This window comes from Phocaeicola sp. RTP21198st1_B8_RTP21198_201120 (genome assembly GCF_040929485.1).
Classification (GTDB): domain Bacteria; phylum Bacteroidota; class Bacteroidia; order Bacteroidales; family Bacteroidaceae; genus Phocaeicola; species Phocaeicola dorei.
Genome location: NZ_JBCOCI010000038.1, coordinates 22,786 through 44,748 on the forward strand (window position 1 = coordinate 22,786; position 21,963 = coordinate 44,748).

Annotated in this window: 22 protein-coding genes, 1 tRNA gene and 3 pseudogenes; 4 read left to right on the forward strand and 22 right to left on the reverse strand. The window is 43.0% G+C overall.

Annotated features, from left to right (window positions below; translation table 11 throughout):
- Nucleotides 1-7: 7 nt before the first annotated feature.
- From pfkA to AB5935_RS14275, 10 genes are all read right to left on the reverse strand, one after another.
- Complete coding sequence (gene pfkA / locus AB5935_RS14230) at nt 8-991, reverse strand: 6-phosphofructokinase (protein WP_038608697.1); 984 nt, start codon at nt 989-991, stop codon at nt 8-10.
- 24 nt (nt 992-1,015) lie between these two features.
- Nucleotides 1,016-1,516, reverse strand: coding sequence for an RNA polymerase sigma factor (locus AB5935_RS14235; RefSeq protein WP_207842540.1), 501 nt, complete (start codon nt 1,514-1,516; stop codon nt 1,016-1,018).
- A gap of 85 nt (nt 1,517-1,601) precedes the next feature.
- A complete protein-coding gene (locus tag AB5935_RS14240; protein WP_038608700.1) occupies nt 1,602-2,030 on the reverse strand; it encodes an Hsp20/alpha crystallin family protein in 429 nt (142 codons plus the stop codon).
- A 66-nt stretch (nt 2,031-2,096) separates the two neighbouring features.
- Complete coding sequence (gene gpmA / locus AB5935_RS14245) at nt 2,097-2,846, reverse strand: 2,3-diphosphoglycerate-dependent phosphoglycerate mutase (RefSeq protein WP_038612179.1); 750 nt, start codon at nt 2,844-2,846, stop codon at nt 2,097-2,099.
- Nucleotides 2,847-2,859: 13 nt separating this feature from the next.
- A complete protein-coding gene (locus tag AB5935_RS14250; protein WP_038608703.1) occupies nt 2,860-3,909 on the reverse strand; it encodes a class I fructose-bisphosphate aldolase in 1,050 nt (349 codons plus the stop codon).
- 19 nt (nt 3,910-3,928) lie between these two features.
- Nucleotides 3,929-4,411, reverse strand: a complete 483-nt coding sequence (locus AB5935_RS14255) for a ferritin (protein WP_038608706.1) — start codon at nt 4,409-4,411, stop codon at nt 3,929-3,931.
- Between the two features lie 50 nt (nt 4,412-4,461).
- A complete protein-coding gene (locus AB5935_RS14260; RefSeq protein ID WP_038612182.1) occupies nt 4,462-5,109 on the reverse strand; it encodes a MarC family protein in 648 nt (215 codons plus the stop codon).
- Nucleotides 5,110-5,211: 102 nt separating this feature from the next.
- Nucleotides 5,212-5,664: a ferritin-like domain-containing protein gene (locus AB5935_RS14265; RefSeq protein ID WP_038608709.1), complete on the reverse strand. Its 453-nt coding sequence runs from the start codon at nt 5,662-5,664 to the stop codon at nt 5,212-5,214.
- 160 nt (nt 5,665-5,824) lie between these two features.
- Nucleotides 5,825-6,034: a hypothetical protein gene (locus AB5935_RS14270; protein ID WP_038608712.1), complete on the reverse strand. Its 210-nt coding sequence runs from the start codon at nt 6,032-6,034 to the stop codon at nt 5,825-5,827.
- Nucleotides 6,035-6,567: 533 nt separating this feature from the next.
- On the reverse strand, nt 6,568-6,711 hold the full coding sequence (locus AB5935_RS14275; RefSeq protein WP_195302262.1) for a hypothetical protein: 144 nt from the start codon (nt 6,709-6,711) through the stop codon (nt 6,568-6,570).
- Nucleotides 6,712-6,828: 117 nt separating this feature from the next.
- On the opposite strand from AB5935_RS14275, the gene AB5935_RS14280 reads away from it, so the two are divergent.
- Nucleotides 6,829-7,104, forward strand: coding sequence for a hypothetical protein (locus tag AB5935_RS14280; protein ID WP_227235738.1), 276 nt, complete (start codon nt 6,829-6,831; stop codon nt 7,102-7,104).
- Nucleotides 7,105-7,245: 141 nt separating this feature from the next.
- On the opposite strand, the pseudogene AB5935_RS14285 reads toward AB5935_RS14280, so the two are convergent.
- The 5 genes and pseudogenes from AB5935_RS14285 to AB5935_RS14305 form a co-directional block, all read right to left on the reverse strand.
- Nucleotides 7,246-8,699, reverse strand: a pseudogene (locus AB5935_RS14285) (IS1182 family transposase).
- A gap of 190 nt (nt 8,700-8,889) precedes the next feature.
- Nucleotides 8,890-9,195 (reverse strand): hypothetical protein, encoded by a 306-nt coding sequence (locus AB5935_RS14290; RefSeq protein ID WP_038608720.1) that lies wholly within the window; start codon nt 9,193-9,195, stop codon nt 8,890-8,892.
- Between the two features lie 310 nt (nt 9,196-9,505).
- On the reverse strand, nt 9,506-9,742 hold the full coding sequence (locus AB5935_RS28440) for a hypothetical protein (protein ID WP_038608723.1): 237 nt from the start codon (nt 9,740-9,742) through the stop codon (nt 9,506-9,508).
- Between the two features lie 101 nt (nt 9,743-9,843).
- Nucleotides 9,844-10,461 carry an FAD:protein FMN transferase gene (locus AB5935_RS14300; RefSeq protein WP_051926246.1) on the reverse strand — a complete coding sequence of 206 codons (618 nt, stop codon included), beginning with the start codon at nt 10,459-10,461 and terminating at the stop codon, nt 9,844-9,846.
- An 81-nt stretch (nt 10,462-10,542) separates the two neighbouring features.
- A pseudogene (locus AB5935_RS14305) lies at nt 10,543-10,734 on the reverse strand (site-specific integrase); the annotation flags it as partial.
- On the opposite strand from AB5935_RS14305, the gene AB5935_RS14310 reads away from it, so the two are divergent.
- A complete protein-coding gene (locus AB5935_RS14310; protein ID WP_005859435.1) occupies nt 10,732-10,905 on the forward strand; it encodes a hypothetical protein in 174 nt (57 codons plus the stop codon). The pseudogene AB5935_RS14305 and the gene AB5935_RS14310 overlap by 3 nt on opposite strands.
- A gap of 496 nt (nt 10,906-11,401) precedes the next feature.
- Here the strand turns inward: AB5935_RS14310 and AB5935_RS14315 are convergent, their stop codons facing one another.
- The 6 genes from AB5935_RS14315 to sppA form a co-directional block, all read right to left on the reverse strand.
- On the reverse strand, nt 11,402-12,475 hold the full coding sequence (locus tag AB5935_RS14315) for a site-specific integrase (RefSeq protein WP_227235737.1): 1,074 nt from the start codon (nt 12,473-12,475) through the stop codon (nt 11,402-11,404).
- A gap of 251 nt (nt 12,476-12,726) precedes the next feature.
- Nucleotides 12,727-12,799 (reverse strand) — tRNA-Phe (locus AB5935_RS14320).
- Between the two features lie 117 nt (nt 12,800-12,916).
- Nucleotides 12,917-13,957, reverse strand: coding sequence for a thiamine-phosphate kinase (thiL, locus tag AB5935_RS14325; protein WP_038608728.1), 1,041 nt, complete (start codon nt 13,955-13,957; stop codon nt 12,917-12,919).
- 4 nt (nt 13,958-13,961) lie between these two features.
- The gene (locus AB5935_RS14330; RefSeq protein WP_007851190.1) at nt 13,962-14,771 is read right to left on the reverse strand and encodes a purine-nucleoside phosphorylase; all 810 of its coding nucleotides are present in this window, start codon (nt 14,769-14,771) and stop codon (nt 13,962-13,964) included.
- On the reverse strand, nt 14,734-15,834 hold the full coding sequence (gene lpxK / locus AB5935_RS14335; protein WP_007851185.1) for a tetraacyldisaccharide 4'-kinase: 1,101 nt from the start codon (nt 15,832-15,834) through the stop codon (nt 14,734-14,736). Before lpxK ends, AB5935_RS14330 begins: the two co-directional genes overlap by 38 nt.
- Nucleotides 15,835-15,841: 7 nt before the next feature.
- A complete protein-coding gene (gene sppA / locus AB5935_RS14340; RefSeq protein WP_007851182.1) occupies nt 15,842-17,623 on the reverse strand; it encodes a signal peptide peptidase SppA in 1,782 nt (593 codons plus the stop codon).
- Nucleotides 17,624-17,757: 134 nt separating this feature from the next.
- On the opposite strand from sppA, the gene AB5935_RS14345 reads away from it, so the two are divergent.
- Together AB5935_RS14345 and AB5935_RS14350 are read left to right on the forward strand one after the other, a co-directional pair.
- Nucleotides 17,758-18,363 (forward strand): nitroreductase family protein, encoded by a 606-nt coding sequence (locus tag AB5935_RS14345; RefSeq protein ID WP_007834972.1) that lies wholly within the window; start codon nt 17,758-17,760, stop codon nt 18,361-18,363.
- A 72-nt stretch (nt 18,364-18,435) separates the two neighbouring features.
- The gene (locus tag AB5935_RS14350) at nt 18,436-21,276 is read left to right on the forward strand and encodes a bifunctional fucokinase/fucose-1-phosphate guanylyltransferase (RefSeq protein WP_368327458.1); all 2,841 of its coding nucleotides are present in this window, start codon (nt 18,436-18,438) and stop codon (nt 21,274-21,276) included.
- Here AB5935_RS14350 and AB5935_RS14355 read toward each other — a convergent pair.
- Nucleotides 21,263-21,895, reverse strand: a pseudogene (locus AB5935_RS14355) (glycerate kinase); the annotation flags it as partial. The gene AB5935_RS14350 and the pseudogene AB5935_RS14355 sit on opposite strands and share 14 nt — an antisense overlap.
- Nucleotides 21,896-21,963: the final 68 nt, after the last annotated feature.

A 21,963-nucleotide genomic window follows, 5' to 3' on the forward strand; every position in this document is an offset into this window, starting at 1 on the left:
GGTTATTTTATATCGATAATTCGTTAAGGACCCGGATCAGGCTTTTGTCAATAGTCTTGTCCTTTTTGATTGCCTGAACAAAAGGAACATAAACAATCTCGTTGTTCCGTATGCCTATCATAACATTCCGCTGGCCTTCCATTAAAGCCTGAATTGCGGCTTCACCCAGCCGGCTTGCCAGTATGCGGTCATTGGCACTCGGAGCACCACCCCGTTGCAGATGGCCCAGGATAGAAACCCTGACATCATACCCGGGATATTCCTTCTTTACCCGGTCGGCGTAATACATGGCACCTCCATTCTTGTTTTCAGGACTTTCGGTCACAATTACGATGCTGCTGTTTTTCGTCTTTCTGAATCCACGTCCGATGAATGTTTCCAACTGGTCCACGTCCGTCCTGTCCTCCGGGATGATGGCCGCTTCAGCACCGGAAGCTATTGCGCTGTTTTGTGCCAGAAAGCCCGCATCACGCCCCATCACTTCGACAAAGAAAATACGGTCATGGGAGGTTGCCGTGTCCCTGATTTTATCCACGCATTCCACAATGGTATTCAATGCCGTATCATATCCTATGGTAAAATCGGTGCCATATAGGTCATTGTCAATGGTGCCAGGCAATCCTATGCACGTCACATCATACTCCTCCGCAAAGATCCGGGCTCCCGTCAGGGAACCGTCTCCACCGATAATTATCAATGCATTGATGTTCTCTTTCCGTATGACCTCATAAGCTTTCTTGCGTCCTTCTGGAGTGGTGAAAGTTTCGGAGCGGGCTGTTTTCAGTATGGTACCTCCCCTCTGGATAATGCTGCTTACGTCTTCCGTAGTGAGTTCTTTCACTTCACCGGCAATCAGCCCCTCGTAACCTCTATAAATTCCTTTCACTTTAAATCCGTTAAAAATAGCGGTGCGGGTCACGGCACGGATAGCCGCGTTCATTCCTGAAGCATCCCCTCCGGAAGTCAGAATTCCAATATACTTGTTATCCATAATTTGTTTTTTATATTTAATTAATCAGGCAAAATCAGAAAGCAACTGTTTTAGCCTTTTTCTGCTATAAAAGATACGGCTTTTTATCGTACCCAGTGGCACTCCTATCTTTGCGGCTATTTCCCGATATTTGACCCCGGAGACATACAACATAAAAACAACATAATATGCTTTAGGCAATGTTTTAAGGGCTTCCCTTATCTCTTTTGCATCATGCCCGTTATCCACGAAAATGAAAGAGCCGTCCCTTAACAGAAAATGAGATTCAGGTTCGGATAATACATATAAATTCCCTCGTATTTTCTTTGCCCGGCAATTATTGATAAAGGCATTGCGCATGATGGTATACATCCAGCTTTTAAAATTCGTGCCGGGATTAAACTTATCCTTATTATCCAACGCCTTCAACATTGTTTCCTGCAACAAGTCTTCTGCTTCATCCTTGTCAGCAGTCAGTTTATATGCAAAACAATGCAGTTCATTCTGAAGGGCTACCAGCGCTTCATCAAAATCAAATCCTCTCATTATATTTATTTTGGAATTCAAATATCCGGATGAAGGCATTCCCTGATAATAAGAAATGCCTTCTGTAGGGTCTCGCCAAGATATCTTATTTGACATCAATAGTTTTGGTGGTTTCCTGAACCTTCTTATCTACAACTTTGGGAATATCGATAAACAGGACCCCATGTTCCACCTTGGCCGAGATTTTATCTTTTTCCACATTATCCGGCAGCAGGATACTCTGCTGGAATCTGGAATAGGAGAATTCACGGCGCAGGTATTTTCCGTCTTTCTTCTCCTCCTTTTTCTCGTCCTTTTTTTCCATGCAGATTACCAGATTGTTACTTTCATCCACACTTACCTTAAAATCGTTCTTGGTCATTCCCGGAGCTGCCAGTTCTACTTTGTAGTCCTTTTCATTCTCAATCACATTGATGGCTGGAGCGGTAGCGTTTGCTCTTGACATCCATTCATTGTCAAAGAAATCGTTAAAAATACTCGGTAACCAATTCTGATTTGTTTTTACAGGTACCATTTTTACCTCCTCTTTAAAAGTTAATAATTAAAACTTAAAAAACACATCTGCCTGATAGACAGATTTTTATTTTTCAGCCATCCCTTGTTTGGCCACTGCTTCTGCCCGTTTCCGTATCTCTTCCGGGTTTCCAAGGTAGTAGTCCTTGACAAGAACCAGCCTGTCGTCAAATTCAAAGACATAGGGAACCGCCGTAGGCAGGTTCAGGTTGGAAATATCCGTATCGGAAATCCCTTTGAGATGCTTGATGATTCCGCGCAGGCTGTTGCCATGGGCGACTACCAGCAGGCTGTCCTTATACATCAATGCGGGAAAGATGATGCATTCCCAGTAAGGCATGACACGCCCAATAGCATCTTTCAGGGATTCCGTACGGGGAAGTTCCCTATCTGGCACACCGGCATAGCGGATATCCATGCCCGGATTACGGGGATCATCTTTGCCTACCGGAGCGGGAGCCACGTCATAGCTTCTTCGCCAGATGTGTACTTGTTCTTCACCATATTGGACCGCCGTCTCACTCTTATTCAGTCCCTGAAGCATACCGTAATGCTTCTCGTTCAGCCGCCAGGTCTTTTCAACCGGAATCCAGTCTTCATCCAGCCGGTCCAGGACACAGTTCAACGTTTTTACGGCACGTTTCAAGTAAGAAGTGTAAGCTGCCTCAAAAGAAAATCCGGCCTCCCGTAATGCATCGCCTGCCTTGCAGGCTTCTTCGACTCCTTTCTCGCTTAAATCCACGTCCATCCATCCGGTAAAACGGTTTTCTTTGTTCCATAGGCTTTCGCCATGACGTAATAACACTATTCTTTTCATGAATACTTCTCCTTTATGCAATGGTTATTGAAGAATCCAGATATACGTCCTGAATGGTGTTCAGAAGTTGAACTCCGTCTTTCATCGGTTTCTGGAAAGCCTTACGACCGCTGATCAGCCCCATACCACCTGCACGCTTGTTTACTACTGCTGTTACGACGGCATCATGCAGGTCGGATTCCCCATGGGATTCCCCGCCCGAGTTGATCAATCCAACACGTCCCATATAGCCATTCGCCACCTGATAACGGCAAAGGTCTATCGGATGGTCAGTGGTCAGTTCCGAATACATACGCTCGTTTGTCTTTCCGAACCCGATAGCCTTGAAGCCGCCGTTATTGGAGGGGAGCTTCTGCTTCACGATATCGGCTTTGATGGTAACCCCGATATGGTTGGCTTGTCCTGTTAAATCGGCAGCGGCATGATAGTCGGTCCCATCCTTTTTGAAGCTGCTGTTTCTCAAATAGCACCACAGAATAGTAGCCATTCCCAATTCGTGGGCATATTCAAAAGCCTGTGACACTTCCACTATCTGGCGGCGGCTTTGTTCCGAACCGAAATAAATGGTAGCGCCGACAGCTACGGCACCCATGTTCCATGCCTCTTTTACCGTACCGAACATTACCTGGTCGTAGCTGTTCGGATAAGTCAGCAACTCATTATGGTTCAGTTTGACGATAAAGGGTATTTTGTGTGCATATTTGCGTGCCATGGCACCCAACACACCGAATGTGGATGCCACGGCATTACACCCTCCTTCAATGGCCAGCTTTATGATGTTTTCGGGATCGAAATAAAGCGGATTGGGGGCAAAAGACGCTCCTGCAGAATGTTCTATGCCCTGGTCTACAGGCAGAATGGATACATAGCCCGTATTGGCCAGACGTCCATGTCCGTATAAAGCCTGCAAACTTTCCAATGTACGGATATTCCTGTCGGAATTCATCCATACCTTATCTATCATATCCGGTCCCGGAATATGGATAAGTTGTTTGTCTATCGTCTTACATGTATGGTTCAGGTAGTACTCAGCCTGTCCTCCCAATAAATCTACTATTTTCATCTTTATTGATTATTCTGGTTTATGACTCCCGTTCACCCAGTTTTGCATCCATAAAAAGGATAGCACTGTCTCCGGCTTTCCTCAGCCGACTAACAATATTGAGTACATTCGCTTCTTCTTCTACCTGCTCACGAACAAATTGCCACAAGAAGTCCTGAGTGGCATTGTCTTTCTCTTCGGATGCTACCTGTACCAATTCATCAATCAGTTTGGAAACATGTTTTTCATGCTCCAAAGCATGTTCGAATACTTCAACAGGGTTACCCCAACCTTGTGGAACCACATCGACCTTGTCCACTTTCGGGGTTGCCTCACGCTTAATCATGTACTCAGCAATGGCATATGCATGCCCGGTCTCTTCTGCAGATTGTTTCTGCATCCAGCGAGCCATTCCGGAAAAGCCCTCTCTTTCCAGATAAAAAGACATCGATAAATACAGGTTGGCAGACCATAATTCTGCTGTGATTTGCTCATTCAGGGCATTTTGCAATTTTTCAGTCATGATGAATCAAACTTTTAATGTTAATAATAAATCCAAATTATCTCTCTTCTTTAAGAACAAGCATGGGCTTGTTTCAAAATTTCAATTAATACCGGACGTATCCCGCTGATAAAACATTCCACGGCGATCACCATCAGAATAAGTCCCATCAGTCTCATCATTACATTGTTTCCCGTCTCTCCCAAGATTTTTAAAAGCTGGGTGGACGCGCACAGAATAAAGAAGGAAAGAATGCAGACCAAAGCGATTACGCCAAGCAATACTATTTTGAAAGTATATTCCGAAGCATCTTCCATCAATGTTATTCCACTGGAAATCGCTCCCGGACCGCATAACATCGGAATGGCAAGAGGTGTGATGGTTATATCTTTGGAATATTCTTTTCGTTCAGTTTCATTCAGTTTCACATGGGTGAAATGTGCCTGCAACATATCATATCCGATTTTAAAGATGATGATACCTCCCACAATCCGGAATCCGTCTGTTGAGATACCGAAAAAATGAAACAGGATCCTGCCCGACAATGTAAAAAGGACTAATATGATAAATGCAATGGTACATGCTTTCAAGGCGATACATCTGCGTTCTTTCGTATTCATTCCATCAGTCATTTGCAGGAATACCGGCATCACTCCAAGCGGGTCCATCAAGGTGAATAGCGAAGTGAAACACAATGTTATATATACAAATATATCCATGATGACATATATTTTATTGTCGATTATTATATCGCAAAAAACATACCAGATAGCATTCTGCAATATTAAATTTTGCAGAATATCAATCTTAAATCCATACCGTCAAAAATAAGGTAGTCTCCGTTCGTTTTCCTTGGCGAGGATACGTAATAATTCCATAAATACCGTACTTACATATATACGGTCTGCATACAGCCCGCTGATGAAAGAATGGAAGGACATATTCACATTCCGGCATAATATGAGAAATGTGTTTACCTGACATGATATGTACTGCTCGTGTTCAAGCAATTCATTCAAGGCATTCAATGGCGTTATCCATTCATGTGTATCCCGTTTCATTTCATTGATTGCAACACATCCTCCATCATGGCATATCCGATTCATCATCTGATAAACCTTGTTCATATTGTCCTGTGCTTGGGAGTTTAGCCAAGAGCTAAGTATTGGAAGCCGTTCATCTTCAAAATAAACCTGCAATGACAGGTATAAACCGGTTGACCATATTTCTGTATTGATCAACTCATTCATGGCGTTTTCTATTCGTTTATCCATTATCACTCTGAATATTGAAAATCCATTACTAATATTATGTGTTATTCCCAGTATATAAAAATTCCATTCGATTGTGGGTAACCCATAAAACGAAATTCTTAAACGAGGCTTAAATAATAGGATGCTTATCCGCACAGACAAATTGTCACAAAAAATAGCACTATGGTGTCTTTTTGTCTTGTCCTCCTTGCAGAATATCCAATAATACATCCAGTTCTCTTTCTATTCCTTCAATCTTATCGGAAATACAGTCCAAAGTATTATGGTGCAGACTAGCTTTACAGTCCTGTAACTCTCTTGACAGAGAAAGTACTTGCAACCAAAGTTCTTCCTCTGTGTGACAGGGGGAGTTACTATTATCTAGTACCATAGAAGGAGAAGGCAGAAAAGTGCCTTGGCATGTAATTTGTATGATAATGAACGGTATGTCCCGAAAGAGACAGGATGGAAATAAAAGGATAGAATATTCCACAAAAGACAGTAACAAACGAAAAGGGGAAGTCGTTGGAGACAGTTGTCTCGCTTTTAAAACAAGTTGCTTTCATAATGTTTATAATAAGCCAACCCTGTTCCCTGGAGTTGTGTTTATATAAAGTTAAGCGTGGGAACTTTGGTATTACCGTTCAGAAGTATCCCCATACTCAACAACATATAATACACAAAGCCCCACGCCTATATATAACAAAAATCTATATAAATAGTACGTGGAGCGTCCAATGTATTATCCAATTGTTGTTTCGAAATTGGGGATTTCCTGAACTTGGATAATGCCTTAACGCTTTACTATAAATCTTCTATTTTCAAAAGACTAATACAAATGTAATAAAAGAAATGAATTCTTTCAAAGGAAATGTCTCCTTTTTTAAGGGGTGGCTTAATTTTTCTTCATTAAAAGTCTTAGAATTACTGCCCGCCAAAGCCCGTCGCGAATGTTTTGAAATCCTCTAGCTGTACATTAAGCTCTATATAGTACATCAGAATAGCAGAAAAACAGACCATGATACCGCAGGCAGTATAGGCCATAACCCACTCTTCCGTGAGTATCATATCTATTTGACAATAATAAAAATGTAAAGGAGGATAATGGCATGAACAATATTCGTATCCCAATACATATAGGTTAACATATAAGGGAGAATGGTCACGGAGTCCACAAACCGTAGAATGAAAGAATATATTTCCATCGTGCACGGTTTATGCCTCTATCCGGATATTTGGCCGACGCCGCAAAATGCGCAATGCATACTCCACAAAAAACACCAGGGAGGAAAAATAAGTCATACTGAACAACGCCTGTCTGTAATGGGCCATGGATACAAATGGACTACAGATAATGGCTGCAATGGATATAACGATACAATCAAGCACAAAATAATGTACGAACGTGCCCATCAGTTGCATTTGGATGAAGCAGTACCACTTCATGCGATGTTTGGTTAGATTGAGTATGAACATAGGGGCTTAAAAATTAGACAGATACAAATTTACTAAAAAAGGAGAGGCTGTCTCAAAAGAGGTGTTTACAAACTTACTTTTGAAGATTTCATCCTTTCAAACTGCTTTTTCGTTGCCATAAACCTCCTAAGAGGCTACTTTTGCAAGATTATATGCTATGGCTAGCAGGGCGAACTCAATTTCAACCTTCTTAAATCCACGAAGATGGAACCTCTTGAAGTGCCTTGTTGTTCTTGAGGTTTCCAAATACGGCTTCCACATCCTGTGGTCGCTGACTGCGATATTTCAGGCCTTCATCAGAGAGTAGCTTTTCACGTTCTCTTTCCTTGATTTTCCTCAGACGGTGATTTACCTGTACAATCCTTTCCGAGCGGTTTCTGTAGCACCGGCATCTTAACGGGCAGCCCTTATAGTTACGTGCCTTGTATCTTGATATGGTCTGCACAAAACCGTTGTTTGTTATCCGCCTTGCATCGGAGAGTCTTTCCATTCTCTGTCCCATAGGACAATACATGCCGTCGGTTTCTTCGTTATGAAAAAATTGTACTTTATAAAGGTTTCAATGCCATGTCTGAAAGCATACAGATAGTTCTCTTCACTTCCGTATCCGACATCACAGACAGACACGTCAGGGTATCTGCCGTAGAGGGAATGGAAATCATCCATATGCAGAGGATAGGTGGAGGTATCGCCCAACACTGATGGATGGTATAGTTCAGAATGAACTGTTTATTGGTACTGAACTGGGGATTGTATCCGGGTTTGAGTTGTCTGTTCTTCATATGGTCATCTTTCATGCGCATGAAAGTAGCATCATTGTCTGTCTTTGAGTAGCTGTTACGTCCGTCAAGTATCTTTCCCTGCGATTCATATTTCTTGAGCTGTTCAGGCCATGACTTCCTTACACGTCTTATCTTCGCTTTCATCTTCTTGTCAGCATCCACTCCATTCAGGGCATCATCTATCTGCCCGAGTGCCTTTTCCACTTTCTCCGGGGTGATATCCTGATAGGCAACCGGAGCGGAATCACGCAGTTCCTGCTTGGTGAGGGACTCGGCGTATTGCCATATCTCCTCAAGCTGTTCCGCGATTCTGGATATGCGGGTATGTATAGATTTGCCCCCCAGACGAACGTATAACGGTTGGTGTTCACCTCCATCTTCGTCCCGTCGGTACAGGCCACATCCAGACTTACAAAACCTTCCGCCACGAGAAACTTTACAATGGTTGCAAATATCGTCTTCAGCACATCCTTTAGCCGGCTGCTGCGGAAACGGTTGATGGTATTATGGTCAGGAGTTACATTGCCGGTAAGCCACATGAAGCGTATGTCATTACGACAGAACTCTTCTATGCGACGGCTGGAATAGATATTACGCAAATGCATAGACAAGAATCTGAAGCATCATGCGTGGGTGGTACGCAGAACAGCCTTTAGGGGAATACTTACGGTAAAGTGCTTCAAGGTTTATCTGTTCAATGATGCGGTGAACAACCCGGACCGGATCGTTCCGGGGAATAAAATCGCCTAAACATGGAGGTAAAAGCAGATTATCGTTGGATGTGTAACTTTTAAACATTATCTTTGGGATATCTTACTTGATGCCCTAAGATACAAAAAATTAGGGAGATGGGCAAGTTCTGGCTGAGCGAAGTTAGGGCTTACCCGATTTTTTGCAGACACAAAAAAGGCCATCCCAAAGTTTATTTGAGACAGCCTTGTTTATTTTATGTGCAAATGTAACTGTTATCCTAAATAACCATTCAGAATTATTTCAGCATTTCACCTTTTTCGTTGAAAAACACAACGCTTTCGGTTCCGACGGCATCAACCAAAGTTACTTTATAAGTCTTTACGCCATCTTCTGCCACTTCTACGGCTGCTTCCTTAATGGTGGATTCAGCATAGTCTTTCTTGATGGCGTCCTGAACTGCCTGCGGGAGTTCCTTTATATCAATCGGTTTAAACTCGTTCACCATTGCAACGATTTCAACATCTGATGCCATGTTGTTAGCGAATGCTACTGAACTACCGAATCCCATTACCAGTGCTACTGCAAACAATACCTTTTTCATAATGCTAATTATTAAATTGTTAAACATCTTATCGTCTTACGCTAAAGAATAGACAATCACCGTGCCAAATAAATGGATATTTATCATATTGCTGTAAAACAGACTCTTATGAATTATTCATATTGCATAATGCAAATGTCTGATGGGCATTTTTTCTACAATGATGTGGAATGCGATACACATGGCCACACATGGTCTAACGACTGTGAATAAGAGAGTTGAGACGTTAAAATCATGCAGACGGCATGCGAAAGGAGTCGTAACGAAAGTAATCTCTCCATTACGGCTCCTGGTTATTATCCTTCTACTGTTAAAAGGTAATATCCAATTTCACCATGAATGTTATCGAACGATAGCCGCACTCCTTGCTCAACAGGTTGTTCACCATAAACTGGAAAGCGACTCCCTTTGTCACTTTCACGCCGAAGTAATTGCGTATATGTTCGTAAAGGAGATGGCCAATTCGCTGGGATTTGAAAATACGGCGTTCTTCACCCAATTCTTTAAACGGTTCACCGGCTCTACTCCGCAGGAATATAGAAAACATTAATCTGCCAGATACCTTTTCATTCGCGGCGAGTACTCTGTCCGGTAGTTTCCGCAACTGTCCGTATAGATAATGAAATTGTCAATTTCCGGATGCTCTTTCTACAACTGACGGGCTTTGCGGCTCCCCAACGTCATAAAGGCCGTTGCATAGGCATCAGCAAGCATACACTGATGGGCAATAATTGTAGCACTCAATATATCCTTTTGAACCGGATATCCTGTTATCGGATTGATGGCATGAGCGTATTTCCTTCCATCTTTCAGATAGAAATTACGGTAGTTGCCGGAAGTTGCGAGTCCCAGCCGTTCCGGCAGTTGCACAATTTGTTCAAGCTCGGAGTTTGTTCCGGTACTGTCATCCTTCGGTCTGACAATGCCAATGCACCAATTCCACCCTTGCGGGTTCTTTCCTTTCGCTATCATTTCGCCGCCGATGTCTATCATATAGTTCGATATGCCTTTGCGGTCGAACAAACACGCGATTATGTTACAGATAGTACCGCCGCCGAGCGCCGAGAAATTGAGCAGGATGCGGGGATCGTCTTTCATCACACGGTTGCCCTGTAAACGCACTTTCCGGAAGCCTACAAAGTGGCGGATACTGTCTACGAGTTGCGGAGTGATGCTGTCAAACTTTGTAAAGCCAAATCCCCACAAGTTGATAAGCGGTGCACAAGTTACGTCAAATATCCCGCCTGTTTGTTCCGACGCTTGCATGGCTGTGCGGAAAGGATTGCATCAAGTTATATATCTTACGATGTTTTTTGTGCCAAGTGTATCTCTATGTAGAATACATTTCTAATTAGCTAAGCGATATATGAAACTAATCTTATCGAAAATTTTGTCCGTATCTTCTCCGACCTTTGGGTTAATCAGTTCAGCATATATCTGCATAGAAAAGATTGATTTTGTGTCCTAATACTTTTGTAAAGTTTCTTATGGCACGCCTTTTAATATACCCGAAACAACAAAGGTATAATGTCCGATATGAAAAAAACTGGATTTTTATTGAAGCGAATCAATTCTTTTATTATTTTTACCTTTCCTTCCATAACCAACGTGGTGCGCCGCTGCGCCCTGCAGCTGCTCATGTCGAAACAGAAAACACTGGACAAGCAGACGCTGAAGGAAGCCTTACAGAAAGAAACACAGAAAATGTGAAATTATTACGTGGACTCCGACGGACCGCCCTGCTTGTGTTACCGGCTGCCTTGCCCGGGATGAACCTTTGAGATGCAACCGCCAGACAAAGGGGAAGAGGAACACTTCCATACCCGTAACCCGGCAGGACAGTCTTATGCCAGGGACACAACTATAGAAAAAAGGACAGACCTGATAGTAAGATGCGTTTGGCAAAAAAGGAAATGATGAATATTAATAATAGAAAAAGACATTGGTTCCGCAAAGCATACGCGGATATGTACATAAAAGAAAAGAAATATCTTCAAAAGGAGGATTGTTTTCCAGCCCCCCATTACTGGTAGTTTTTAGGAGATAAAGCCTAAGGATATTTTGTTTTTCTCACTTGAAAACCTTATTTTTGCATAACAAAAACGTCCTTTGAATGTATGCAAGATGAAACAAGCCGCTGAATTTCGCTCGTTTCTAAATAGTTACCTATTAAATAAAAATAACAAGAGAACTATTTAATTTTCAGTTAGATAGCAAAAGCATTGCGTTTCGCTGTGTGCGTGGTCAGGTTCTTTTTGATACCGCACAGGTCGGCAATCTCTTTCAGGTAGCTGTTCATCTTCTGATTGCAGGGAACGGGCAATAAAGTTCCTTTATCCATGCAGTAGGGGTTATCCTTATACTTTTCAAGTATCTGTTTGGGAATGCTTAAAAGCGGGATGTTACAGAGGTTGTTTGTCTTTTCACGGGGTTTCACTATCCACAGGTTGCCGTTGCTGTCCTCTGAAATATGTTCGGGGCGCAGGTTATACACGTCTATGAATGCCAGTCCGGTATATACGCAAAAGATAAAAACATCCCGTACCAGTTCCAGCCGTTCAATCCTGAACTCTTTTTGCCATATCCGGTTTATCTCGGCTTGGCTTAGGAACTGTTTGTTGACCTCTACCTCGTGAAACTTGATTCCGGCAAACGGGTTCTTTGTCAGCCACTCGTTGGAAATGGCAAGGTTTATCACTTTCTTGAAGCATTTCATGTACCGGATAACGGTGTTCTGTGCGCAATGTTTCTCCGTCTTTAGGTATAAATCGAATTTACGCACCAGTTCCCCGTTTACCTCACGCAGTAGCATATCATCTACCTTGTAGTCACGTCTAACCAGTTCCATGAGATATTTAAGGCAGTTATCGTAACGTCTTACGGTAATATCGGCGTAGTCCGTCCCGATTAGCTTCCGGCAGTTGTCGTTATGCTCCTTGAACACATTGTATAATGTCTTGAAAGTCTCGTCCTTTCCCTGATAGCGGTTCACTATGGCACGTGCGGAGATAATCTTTCCCTCCAGTTCCAAGTCTTGGTAAATCTGATAGAATTTCACACGCAAGGCGTCAATGTAATGGTTAAGTTCTACGGAATTTCGGTCTTTGCCTGTCGACTTCTCTTTTTCCTGCGACCAAAGTGGGACTTTTACACTCCGCTTTAGTTGAAGTTCCACATATAGGCGGTCATAAGTGACACGCACACGCACGGGTGCTTCCCCGTTTTTTAACAGTTTGCTACGCTTGATGAAGAACAACACGCTGAATCTTTTTCTTTCCATACGGCTCAATTTTTAATGATACAAAGTTAGGAAATCGAACCGAGAACCCTGTTGTGTAAAATAGCGCAACAAGCTGTAAAAGAATGAAGTAAATACCTCGTAGTGGAACATTTTGGGCTTTTAAAAACAGTCCCTTGAATAAGGACATATAGTTTGCTCCAGTCCCACTAATTTTGCCTATTCTTGGAAATGAAAAATCCCCGAACTTCTTTGAAATTCAGGGATTTACATCGTTTTTCTTTCTTAAAAAGTGGTGCCACCAGGAATCGAACCGGGGACACAAGGATTTTCAGTCCTTTGCTCTACCAACTGAGCTATGGCACCATTATTTCTTGTTTGCGGTTGCAAAGGTAGTGAAACTTTTTTAAACTGCAAACTATTTCTAAGAAAAAACACTGATAAAAACATAAAATGCTTATTATCAGTGTTGTTTAATTAAAATTATTTTTCTTTTAGTGGATTCCAACCTTGCGCTTTCAGCTCAAACTCTTGTCCGTCACGGGTAATCAGGGCACATCCCAGCTCCGGTTTGGTGATGTGACCAATCACTTTTATATTCTCTATAGCCGAAATTCGTTCATGGTCTGTTAAAGGTACAGTAAATAACAGCTCATAGTCCTCACCACCATTTAAAGCACATGTTGTCACATTCATATTCAGTTCTTCCGCCATTACAGCCGTTTGGTAATCAATGGGAATTCTTTCCTCGTAAACGCGACAGCCGGTATCGCTTTGTGAGCATATATGCAGCAGTTCCGAAGAAAGGCCGTCGGAAATATCCATCATAGCGGTGGGCTTGATTCCCGCTTTTGCCAGTTTCTCAATGATATCCTTACGTGCTTCAGGCTTTAACTGACGTTCCAAAATATATTCTTTTCCGGAAAAATCCGGATTTGCTTCTTTTTCTCCTTGGAAAACAGCCTTTTCACGCTCTAGAAGTTGAAGTCCCATATAAGCTCCTCCCAAGTCACCGCTGACACAAATCAAGTCTGTATCTTGTGCGCCGTTGCGATAAACCACTTTGTCCTTGTCCGCTTCACCTATGCAAGTAATACTGATGGCGAGCCCGGTTACGGATGAAGTTGTATCTCCACCCACAATATCTACATGGTGTAGTTCACAAGCCAGTTTTAGCCCATCATAGAGTTGTTCTAAATCTTCAATACAAAAGCGTTTGGACAGTGCGATAGAAACTGTGATTTGTTTTGGAGCACCATTCATAGCATAAATGTCCGAGAAGTTTACGATGGCCGATTTATATCCCAAATGTTTCAATGGGGTATAAACCAAATCAAAATGTACCCCTTCCATCAGTAAGTCTGTGGTCACCAATACCTCTTTATCTTTAAACTCCAATACGGCTGCATCGTCTCCCACACCATATTGGGTTTCCGGATTTTTTAACTCAATATCCTTCGTCAGATGTTTAATGAGGCCGAACTCACCTAAGGTCGCTATTTCTGTTCTGTTTATTTCCTGCATATCCTTAAATTCGATTAATCATTTCACGCATAATGGTAGTCATGCGCGGTTGCGCTTCATCTGCCGCTTTCTGAACCTCTTCGTGTGAAACTTCCACAATTTTTCCCTCCACGCCTAGGTCGGTGATAACCGATACTCCAAACACTTTGATGCCACAATGGTTTGCTACAATAACTTCAGGAACGGTAGACATACCTACGGCGTCAGCTCCAAGAATGTGGAACATCTTGTATTCTGCCGGAGTTTCGAAGGTAGGTCCCTGTGTACCGATATATACTCCTTGTTGTACTTTGATGCCTTTTTCTTTAGCGATCTCCAGTGCTTTGTCAATCAGTTCTCTGGAGTAGGCTTCACTCATATCCGGAAAACGGGGACCGTATTCAATGTTCTTGCCGTGTAACGGATGTTCGGGAAAAAAGTTGATATGATCTCTGATAATCATCAGGTCACCAATTTCAAAGTCTGCATTCGTACCTCCAGCTGCATTGGATACGAACAATGTTTTGATACCTAATTCACGCATCACCCGTACAGGGAAGGTTACTTCTTTCATGGAGTATCCTTCATAGAAGTGGAAACGTCCTTGCATGGCCATGATGTCTTTATTACCCAATTTGCCGAAAATCAATTTACCGCTATGTCCCTCTACGGTTGAAACAGGGAAATTAGGGATATCTTTGTAATTGATCTCGTATTTATCGGTAATTTCGTGTACTAGGCTTCCTAAGCCGGTACCTAATATGATAGCAGTTTCGGGACTGGTATGCATCTTTTCTCTAAGAAAATCTGCTGTTTCTTGAATTTTTTCTAACATAGTTGGTTATATTTGAATTAAACAGTTCTTGTTGGTCTTGTAAGAAGATTACCTCAATGGGCAGCATATATATATAAGGTTTTAGTGTCTTGTCCATCAGTGGATGGGCTGCTAATCGTACTGAGTCTTTTTCAGTGGTGATAATCATGCGTTTACCTTCCGGAAGTTTCATGAAACGTTTCTTTATCAGTTCCATATCTCTTGCTGTAAAGTTATGGTGGTCACTGAAAGCCAGTGACTCAATGTGCTCATTGTATGGTGATAAATCTTGAATGAGTTTTGCTGGTGAGGCTATGCCTGTCACCAATAGGATATGCTTATCTTTTTCTATCTCTTTTAATGGAACTGCATTCCCTACTGTAAACAACGGATGCAGCTTGCCGTATGCTAATGTCGTGAAGTAGAGCTGCTGATAGGGGTAAAGTTCCATTTGCTTGCTCAAGACTCTCAAATCCATCGGGGTGATGTCCTTAGGGCATTTAGTGACAATGACAATATGTGCCCGGCTTTTTCCATTTTCAGGTTCGCGCATTCGTCCGGCAGGCAGCAAGGCGTCTTCGCAAATCAGTCGATGGTAATCTACTAATAAGATGTTCATTCCGGGTTTTACATATCGGTGCTGGAAAGCATCATCCAAAATAATCACTTCTGTTCCGGGGGCAATGTGACTATTGCATAACTGCTCTATGCCATGACAACGGTTTCGGTCTACTGCCATATAGATGTCCGGAAACTTCTGTTTCATTTGGAAAGGTTCGTCACCTATCATCTGTACGGACGTATCCGGCCCAGCAAGTACAAAACCTTTGGATTTGCGTTTGTAGCCGCGGCTCAGTACGGCCACTTTGTAATCTTTCTGCAATAATCTTATCAAGTATTCTGTATGGGGGGTCTTTCCGGTTCCGCCCACGGTGATGTTGCCTACCGAGATGATTGGGACATCAAACTTACGTTCTTTGTATATTCCCCAGTCAAACAATTTATTACGCAGCCATACGCCGGTCCCATAAAGCCATGAAACCGGATATAGCCACTTGTTTATCTTGATAAGATTACCTTCCATGCGCAAATTATTGGATATTAGGGTCAAACGGCATACGTGCCTGTATGCAGTTGGCGTTTTTTATGTTCTCCAGCGCCTTGAAGCTGTTATAATAGCTTCCCAAATATTCTTTGATTTCGCTGTTTACATAATGTTTTTTCTGATTGCCCAGCAAACTTGCGAAAATATTTTCTTTTTCGGGATAGCCGATAATACTGTAATTTTCTATGCCGGCTTGGGTGGCGGCGGCATTTAATGCCTTGTCTATACCTCCCAGTTCATCTACCAAACCGAGATCTTTGGCCATAGCACCGGTCCATACACGGCCTTCAGCTACTTTTTCAATAGCCTCTGTAGACATTTTTCTACCTTCGGCGCAACGGCTTACGAATAGCTTGTATCCTCGGTTGACATAATTCTGCATCAATTCTTGTTCTGATGCGTTTAATGGACGGGTAAGAATAGGACCTAGGCTGGCACCCAGATCTGCCATTTTATTAGTTTTCACTACATCAAAATTCAATCCTAAAGTTTCAGTAAACAGTTTCTCACCTGAATACATCATGCCGAATATGCCGATAGAACCAGTCAGCGTAGTCGGGTCAGCGAAAATGCGGTCTGCAGCGCAGGAAATGTAATAGCCTCCTGATGCAGCATAATCTCCCATAGAAACGATTACCGGTTTTTTCTCTTTCAGCCTTACTACTTCACGCCATATTTGATCTGAACCGTATGCGCTGCCACCCGGTGAGTTGACGCGTAATACAACAGCTTTTACATCATCGTTATCACGTAATTTGCGCAGGCCTTTACACATCTTTTGTACATCAATACAATCTTCTGTGGAACTGCCGGGAGCATCCAGAATCTCACCGTATGCATAATATACGGCTATTACATTTCCACTTTTGTCTTTGGGCACATTTTTCTTGACGTTTATCATATCTTCTATGAAAAGACTGTTCAGCTTGTCGTCTTCGTCACGACCGCTTAATTGTTTCAGATAGGAAATAACTTCATCTTTATACATCAAGGTGTCTGCTAGTCCGCATTGAACATATTCTTCTGCCTGACAAAAATCCATATATCGGTCTGCATAAGCATTCAGAGTATCTGTCGGGATGTGTCGTGAATCGGATACATCTGCCTGAATACGATTCCAGACAGATTCCAGACATTCGGTCATCTGTTCGCGGTTGGCCGGACTCATTTCTGTAGCGATAAACGGTTCCACGGCTGATTTGTAAGTACCCACTCTGAATACTTGTATTTCCAGTCCTAGTTTGGAAACCAGATTTTTGAAGAAAACAGGTTGCATGCCTGCTCCGTGCCATCCGATACTTCCTTGCGGATTGATAATTATTTTATCGGCCACGCTGGAAAGATAATACATCTTCTGTGCATATTGGTCTGCATAAGCAATGATGAATTTACCGCTTTCTTTGAAATCCAGTAATGCATTGCGTATTTCCTCTAAGGAAGCGTATGATGCTTCCAGATAAGAAGGTTGGATATAAATACCCTTGATTTTGTCATTGTCTTTTGCTTTCTTGATAGAAGCTAGAATGTCATCCAAACCGTATGCCTCAAATTCTTCCCCCAAAAGTTGTTGGAGTGGGTTTTCCTGTACGCGTTCGGATAGACTGCCTTTAAAGTCGAGTACGAAGATAGAGTTGTCTTTCACCACCGTTTCAGTATCCGATGATGCGACTATGCCAACCAGAGTGATAATCCCTAGTATAGTGAACACTACGCCTGCCAGAATGACGCCGATAACGCTGGCAAACGTAAATTTTAGAAAATCTTTCATTGAATGTGTTGTTTTTAATGTTAATAATTAGCTAACAAAAATAGGTTATTGCATTGAAAAAAGCAAAAAAAGTGAACATCTTTTGCTGCCTGTTTGTTCTTCATTTATAATAACCTATAAATACGTTGTATTATATGACAAAAAGTTTTAAAGAGGCTCTGAAAGCCCGTCGTACATTTTATCAGATCGAAAACAAATCGACATTGTCTGATAAAGAAATAAGAGATTTAATTCGTTTTGCTGTAGAATTTGTCCCCTCAGCTTTCAATTCTCAAACCACCCGTGTTGCGTTATTAACAGGTAAGGCGCATGAAAAGTTGTGGAACATTGTAAAAAATGTCTTGCGTGAGCGGGTTCCGGCTGAGGTATTTGGCAAGACCGAAGAAAAGATTGATGGCTGTTTTGCTTGTGGATATGGTACTATTCTATATTTTGAAGATATGGCTATCGTTCGCTCTTTGCAGGAAAGTTTCCCCACTTATAAAGATAATTTCCCTATCTGGGCAGAGCAGACCGATGCTATGCATCAGTTGGCAGTCTGGACCATGCTGGAAGATGCAGGAATGGGGGCGTCTTTGCAACATTATAATCCGCTGATTGATGATGAAGTACGTAAAGCTTGGAATTTGCCTGGTGATTGGAAATTGGTAGCGCAGATGCCATTCGGTGTGCCTGTTGCACAACCGGGCTCTAAGGAAGTGATGTCATTGGATGAGCGTGTTTTTGAATTTACTGATTAAAATTCATGTCTCATCTTTTGGCTTATTAGGGGAAAATAAGCATCTTTGTGTGCAATAAAATAAAGATGTGCTATGAAAAAATTATTATCCCTTCCCCCTAATCTGGTGGAATGTTTTCATGAAATAGAGAAAGCAGACCGGACAGAGTGGTTTTGTACTTCCGATCCTATAGGCAGTAAGCTGGGATCAGGTGGGGGGACCGCATGGCTGTTGGAGGCTTGTCATCAGAAAGTGACTCCTGACAGCGATTTTCTTACTTGGTTGGGAAAAGAAAAACGTATTTTACTTCATGCAGGCGGGCAGAGTCGTCGTTTGCCCGGATATGCGCCATCCGGCAAAATTCTTACCCCCATTCCTGTATTCCGGTGGGCCAGAGGACAACGGCTGTCACAAAATCTGCTTTCCCTCCAGCTCCCTTTATATGAACAAATCATGGAGAAAGCTCCGTCTTCTCTTCATACATTGATTGCAAGTGGGGATGTTTATATCCGTGCGGGCCAACCGCTTCAGACTATTCCTGATGCGGATGTGGTGTGTTACGGTTTATGGGTAGATCCTAATCTGGCAAAGAACCATGGTGTTTTTGTTTCTTCACGAGTCACTCCTGATAAGCTTGATTTCATGCTTCAAAAACCTTCGGTGGAGGAATTGGGGAAATTAATGCAAACCCATCTTTTTCTGATGGATATCGGAATTTGGCTGTTAAGTGACCGTGCGGTTAGTCTGTTGGTAAAACGATCTTATAAGGAAGGAAAACTCTCTTATTATGACATGTATTCTGATTTCGGACTTACATTGGGAGAGCATCCGCGTATGATGGACGATGAGCTTAACAAGCTGAGTGTGGCTATTCTGCCGTTGCCTGGAGGGGAGTTTTATCATTACGGAACCAGTCGTGAACTTATTTCTTCTACATTGGCTGTACAAAATCTGGTAAACGACCAGCGGGAGATTATGCACAAGAAGGTAAAACCGCATCCGGCCATGTTTGTTCAGAATGCTGAGGTAGGTTATCAACTTACCTCACAAAATTCGGAAATATGGATAGAGAACAGTTGTGTAGGAGCAGGATGGAATATCCATCACCAGACTATCATAACAGGTGTTCCCGTTAATAATTGGAACTTGGAGGTTCCGTCTGGTGTGTGTATTGATGTGGTTCCTTTTGGAGAATCGGGCTATGTAGCGCGTCCATACGGCTTCAATGATACTTTCAAGGGATCTTTGGCCAAGGAAGAAACATATTATCAAGGAATGTCTGTAGGTGAGTGGTGTGCTGTGCGCGGCATTTCGGTGGAAGAAATAGAAAACGGTCACGACTTGCAGGCCGCGCGTTTGTTTCCGGTTTGCTCATCTGTAGAGGAATTGGGAGCAGTTATGCGCTGGATGGTTTCTGAACCGGTATTACAGCAAGGAAAAGAAATATGGCAACGCTGTCGTAAATTGTCTGCTGATGATATATCCGCTTATTCTAATCTTTACCGTCTGGCAGAACAGCGTGAAGCTTTCCGGATAAAGAATTGGCCGGCATTGGCGCACAATTATGAACGAAGTGTCTTTTATCAGCTCAATTTGGAGAATGCTGCCGGAGAATTTGCCCGGTATGACCTGTCGTTGCCTGAGCCTTTATCAGAATCGGCTCCGTTGATGACACGTATCAGTGACAATATGTTCCGTGCCCGGGTGCAGCAGCTTAAGGGGCTGGCTTATCGGGAATATGAAAATGAGGCTTTTCGTTTGATGCGCGACGGACTTACTGCTTCGGCTTTAGCCAAGAGGCAGCAACCGCATTTGTCAGTGTACTCTGATCAGATTGTCTGGGGGCGCAGTCCGGTCCGTATTGATCTGGCCGGCGGGTGGACGGATACTCCACCTTATTGCTTGAATGAAGGGGGGAATGTGGTGAATATTGCTATTGAGTTGAACGGGCAGCCTCCTTTACAAGTTTACGTGAAACCTTGTCGGGAATATAAAATAATCCTTCGTTCTATAGACTTAGGCGCTATGGAAGTGGTTACAACTTATGGGGAGGTAAGAGGTTTCATGCAAGTGGGCTCCCCATTCTCTATACCTAAAGCGGCATTGGTGCTGGCAGGTTTCCAGCCGGGCTTTTCCACCGAATCGTATGTTTCACTGGAAGAGCAGTTGAAGGCGTTTGGTTCCGGAATGGAAATTACTCTGCTTTCTGCGATTCCTGCGGGCTCCGGTCTGGGTACAAGTTCTATTCTGGCATCGACTGTGCTGGGGGCAATCTCTGATTTTTGCGGGCTGAACTGGGATAAGAACGAGATATGTAACCGTACGCTTATTCTGGAACAGTTGCTGACTACCGGCGGGGGGTGGCAAGATCAATACGGAGGTGTGCTTCGTGGTGTGAAATTATTGCAGACCCATGCAGGTATGGATCAGAGTCCATTAGTGCGCTGGTTGCCCGATTATTTGTTTACAGGTGGCGAATATCAGAAGTGCCATTTGCTTTATTACACGGGAATTACCCGTACAGCCAAAGGAATTTTAGCTGAAATCGTGCGTAGCATGTTCCTCAACTCCACAGAGCATTTGTCTATACTTGGCGGTATGAAGGGGCATGCTCTTGACTTGTACGAAGCCATTCAGCGTGGGAATTTCGATGAAATGGGGCGTTTGGTTGGTAAAAGCTGGAAGCTGAACCAAGCGTTGGATCCCGGCACTAATCCCGAAGCAGTTGAGGCTATCATTCGCCGGATTGATGATTATTGCCTGGGATATAAATTGCCAGGTGCGGGGGGAGGAGGCTATCTTTATATGGTGGCTAAAGATCCTGAGGCTGCTATACGTATTCGAAGTATTCTTGCTCAGAACCCACCCAACAGTTGTGCCCGTTTCGTTGATATGGCTTTGTCCGACAAAGGCTTGCAAATTAGCCGAAGCTAGTTATAACTGAATAGAGTTGGGAAACCAGCCGGGTGATATTTTCTTTAGCAAACTCCGGTTCCATTGCCTTCTCCAGGGTGATGGGGCCGGGGGCTATAGAGAATATACCTTTGAATCCCGCTTTGTTTAATTCCGGCAGGTTTTCTATACTGCCTGCCAGTACAATAACGGGGATATGTTCTTTTTGTGCTTCCTTTAGTATCCTGTATGGAACTTTTCCCATAGCTGTCTGCCGGTCTGCTTTTCCCTCGCCCGTAATAATGAGGTCTGCTCCTTTTATTTTCTCGGAGAAGTCGATGGCTTTCAATAATAATTCTGTTCCCGGTTTTAGCTCTGCGTTAAAAAAAGCCAGCAGTCCGCCACCCATGCCTCTGGCTGCACCTGCACCGGGGTAGTTCGTGATATCTTTTCCTGTCGTTTTCTTTATAACTTCGGCTAATGATTGCATGCCTTCATCCAGCCTTTGCACCATTTTAGGATCGGTTCCTTTTTGTTGTGCAAAGATATATGCCGCTCCGTCAGGACCGTAGAAAGGGTTGGTTACATCACATGCTACCACGAAGTGTGTTTCTTTTAGTGCGGGGTGAATACCGGATGTGTCTATGCTGCTTTTTCCTTCCTAAAGTTTTTCAAGAGTGGTAGCATTGGCATCTGTTTTTGCTAACTCAGTTGTGTGTGCTGCGTACC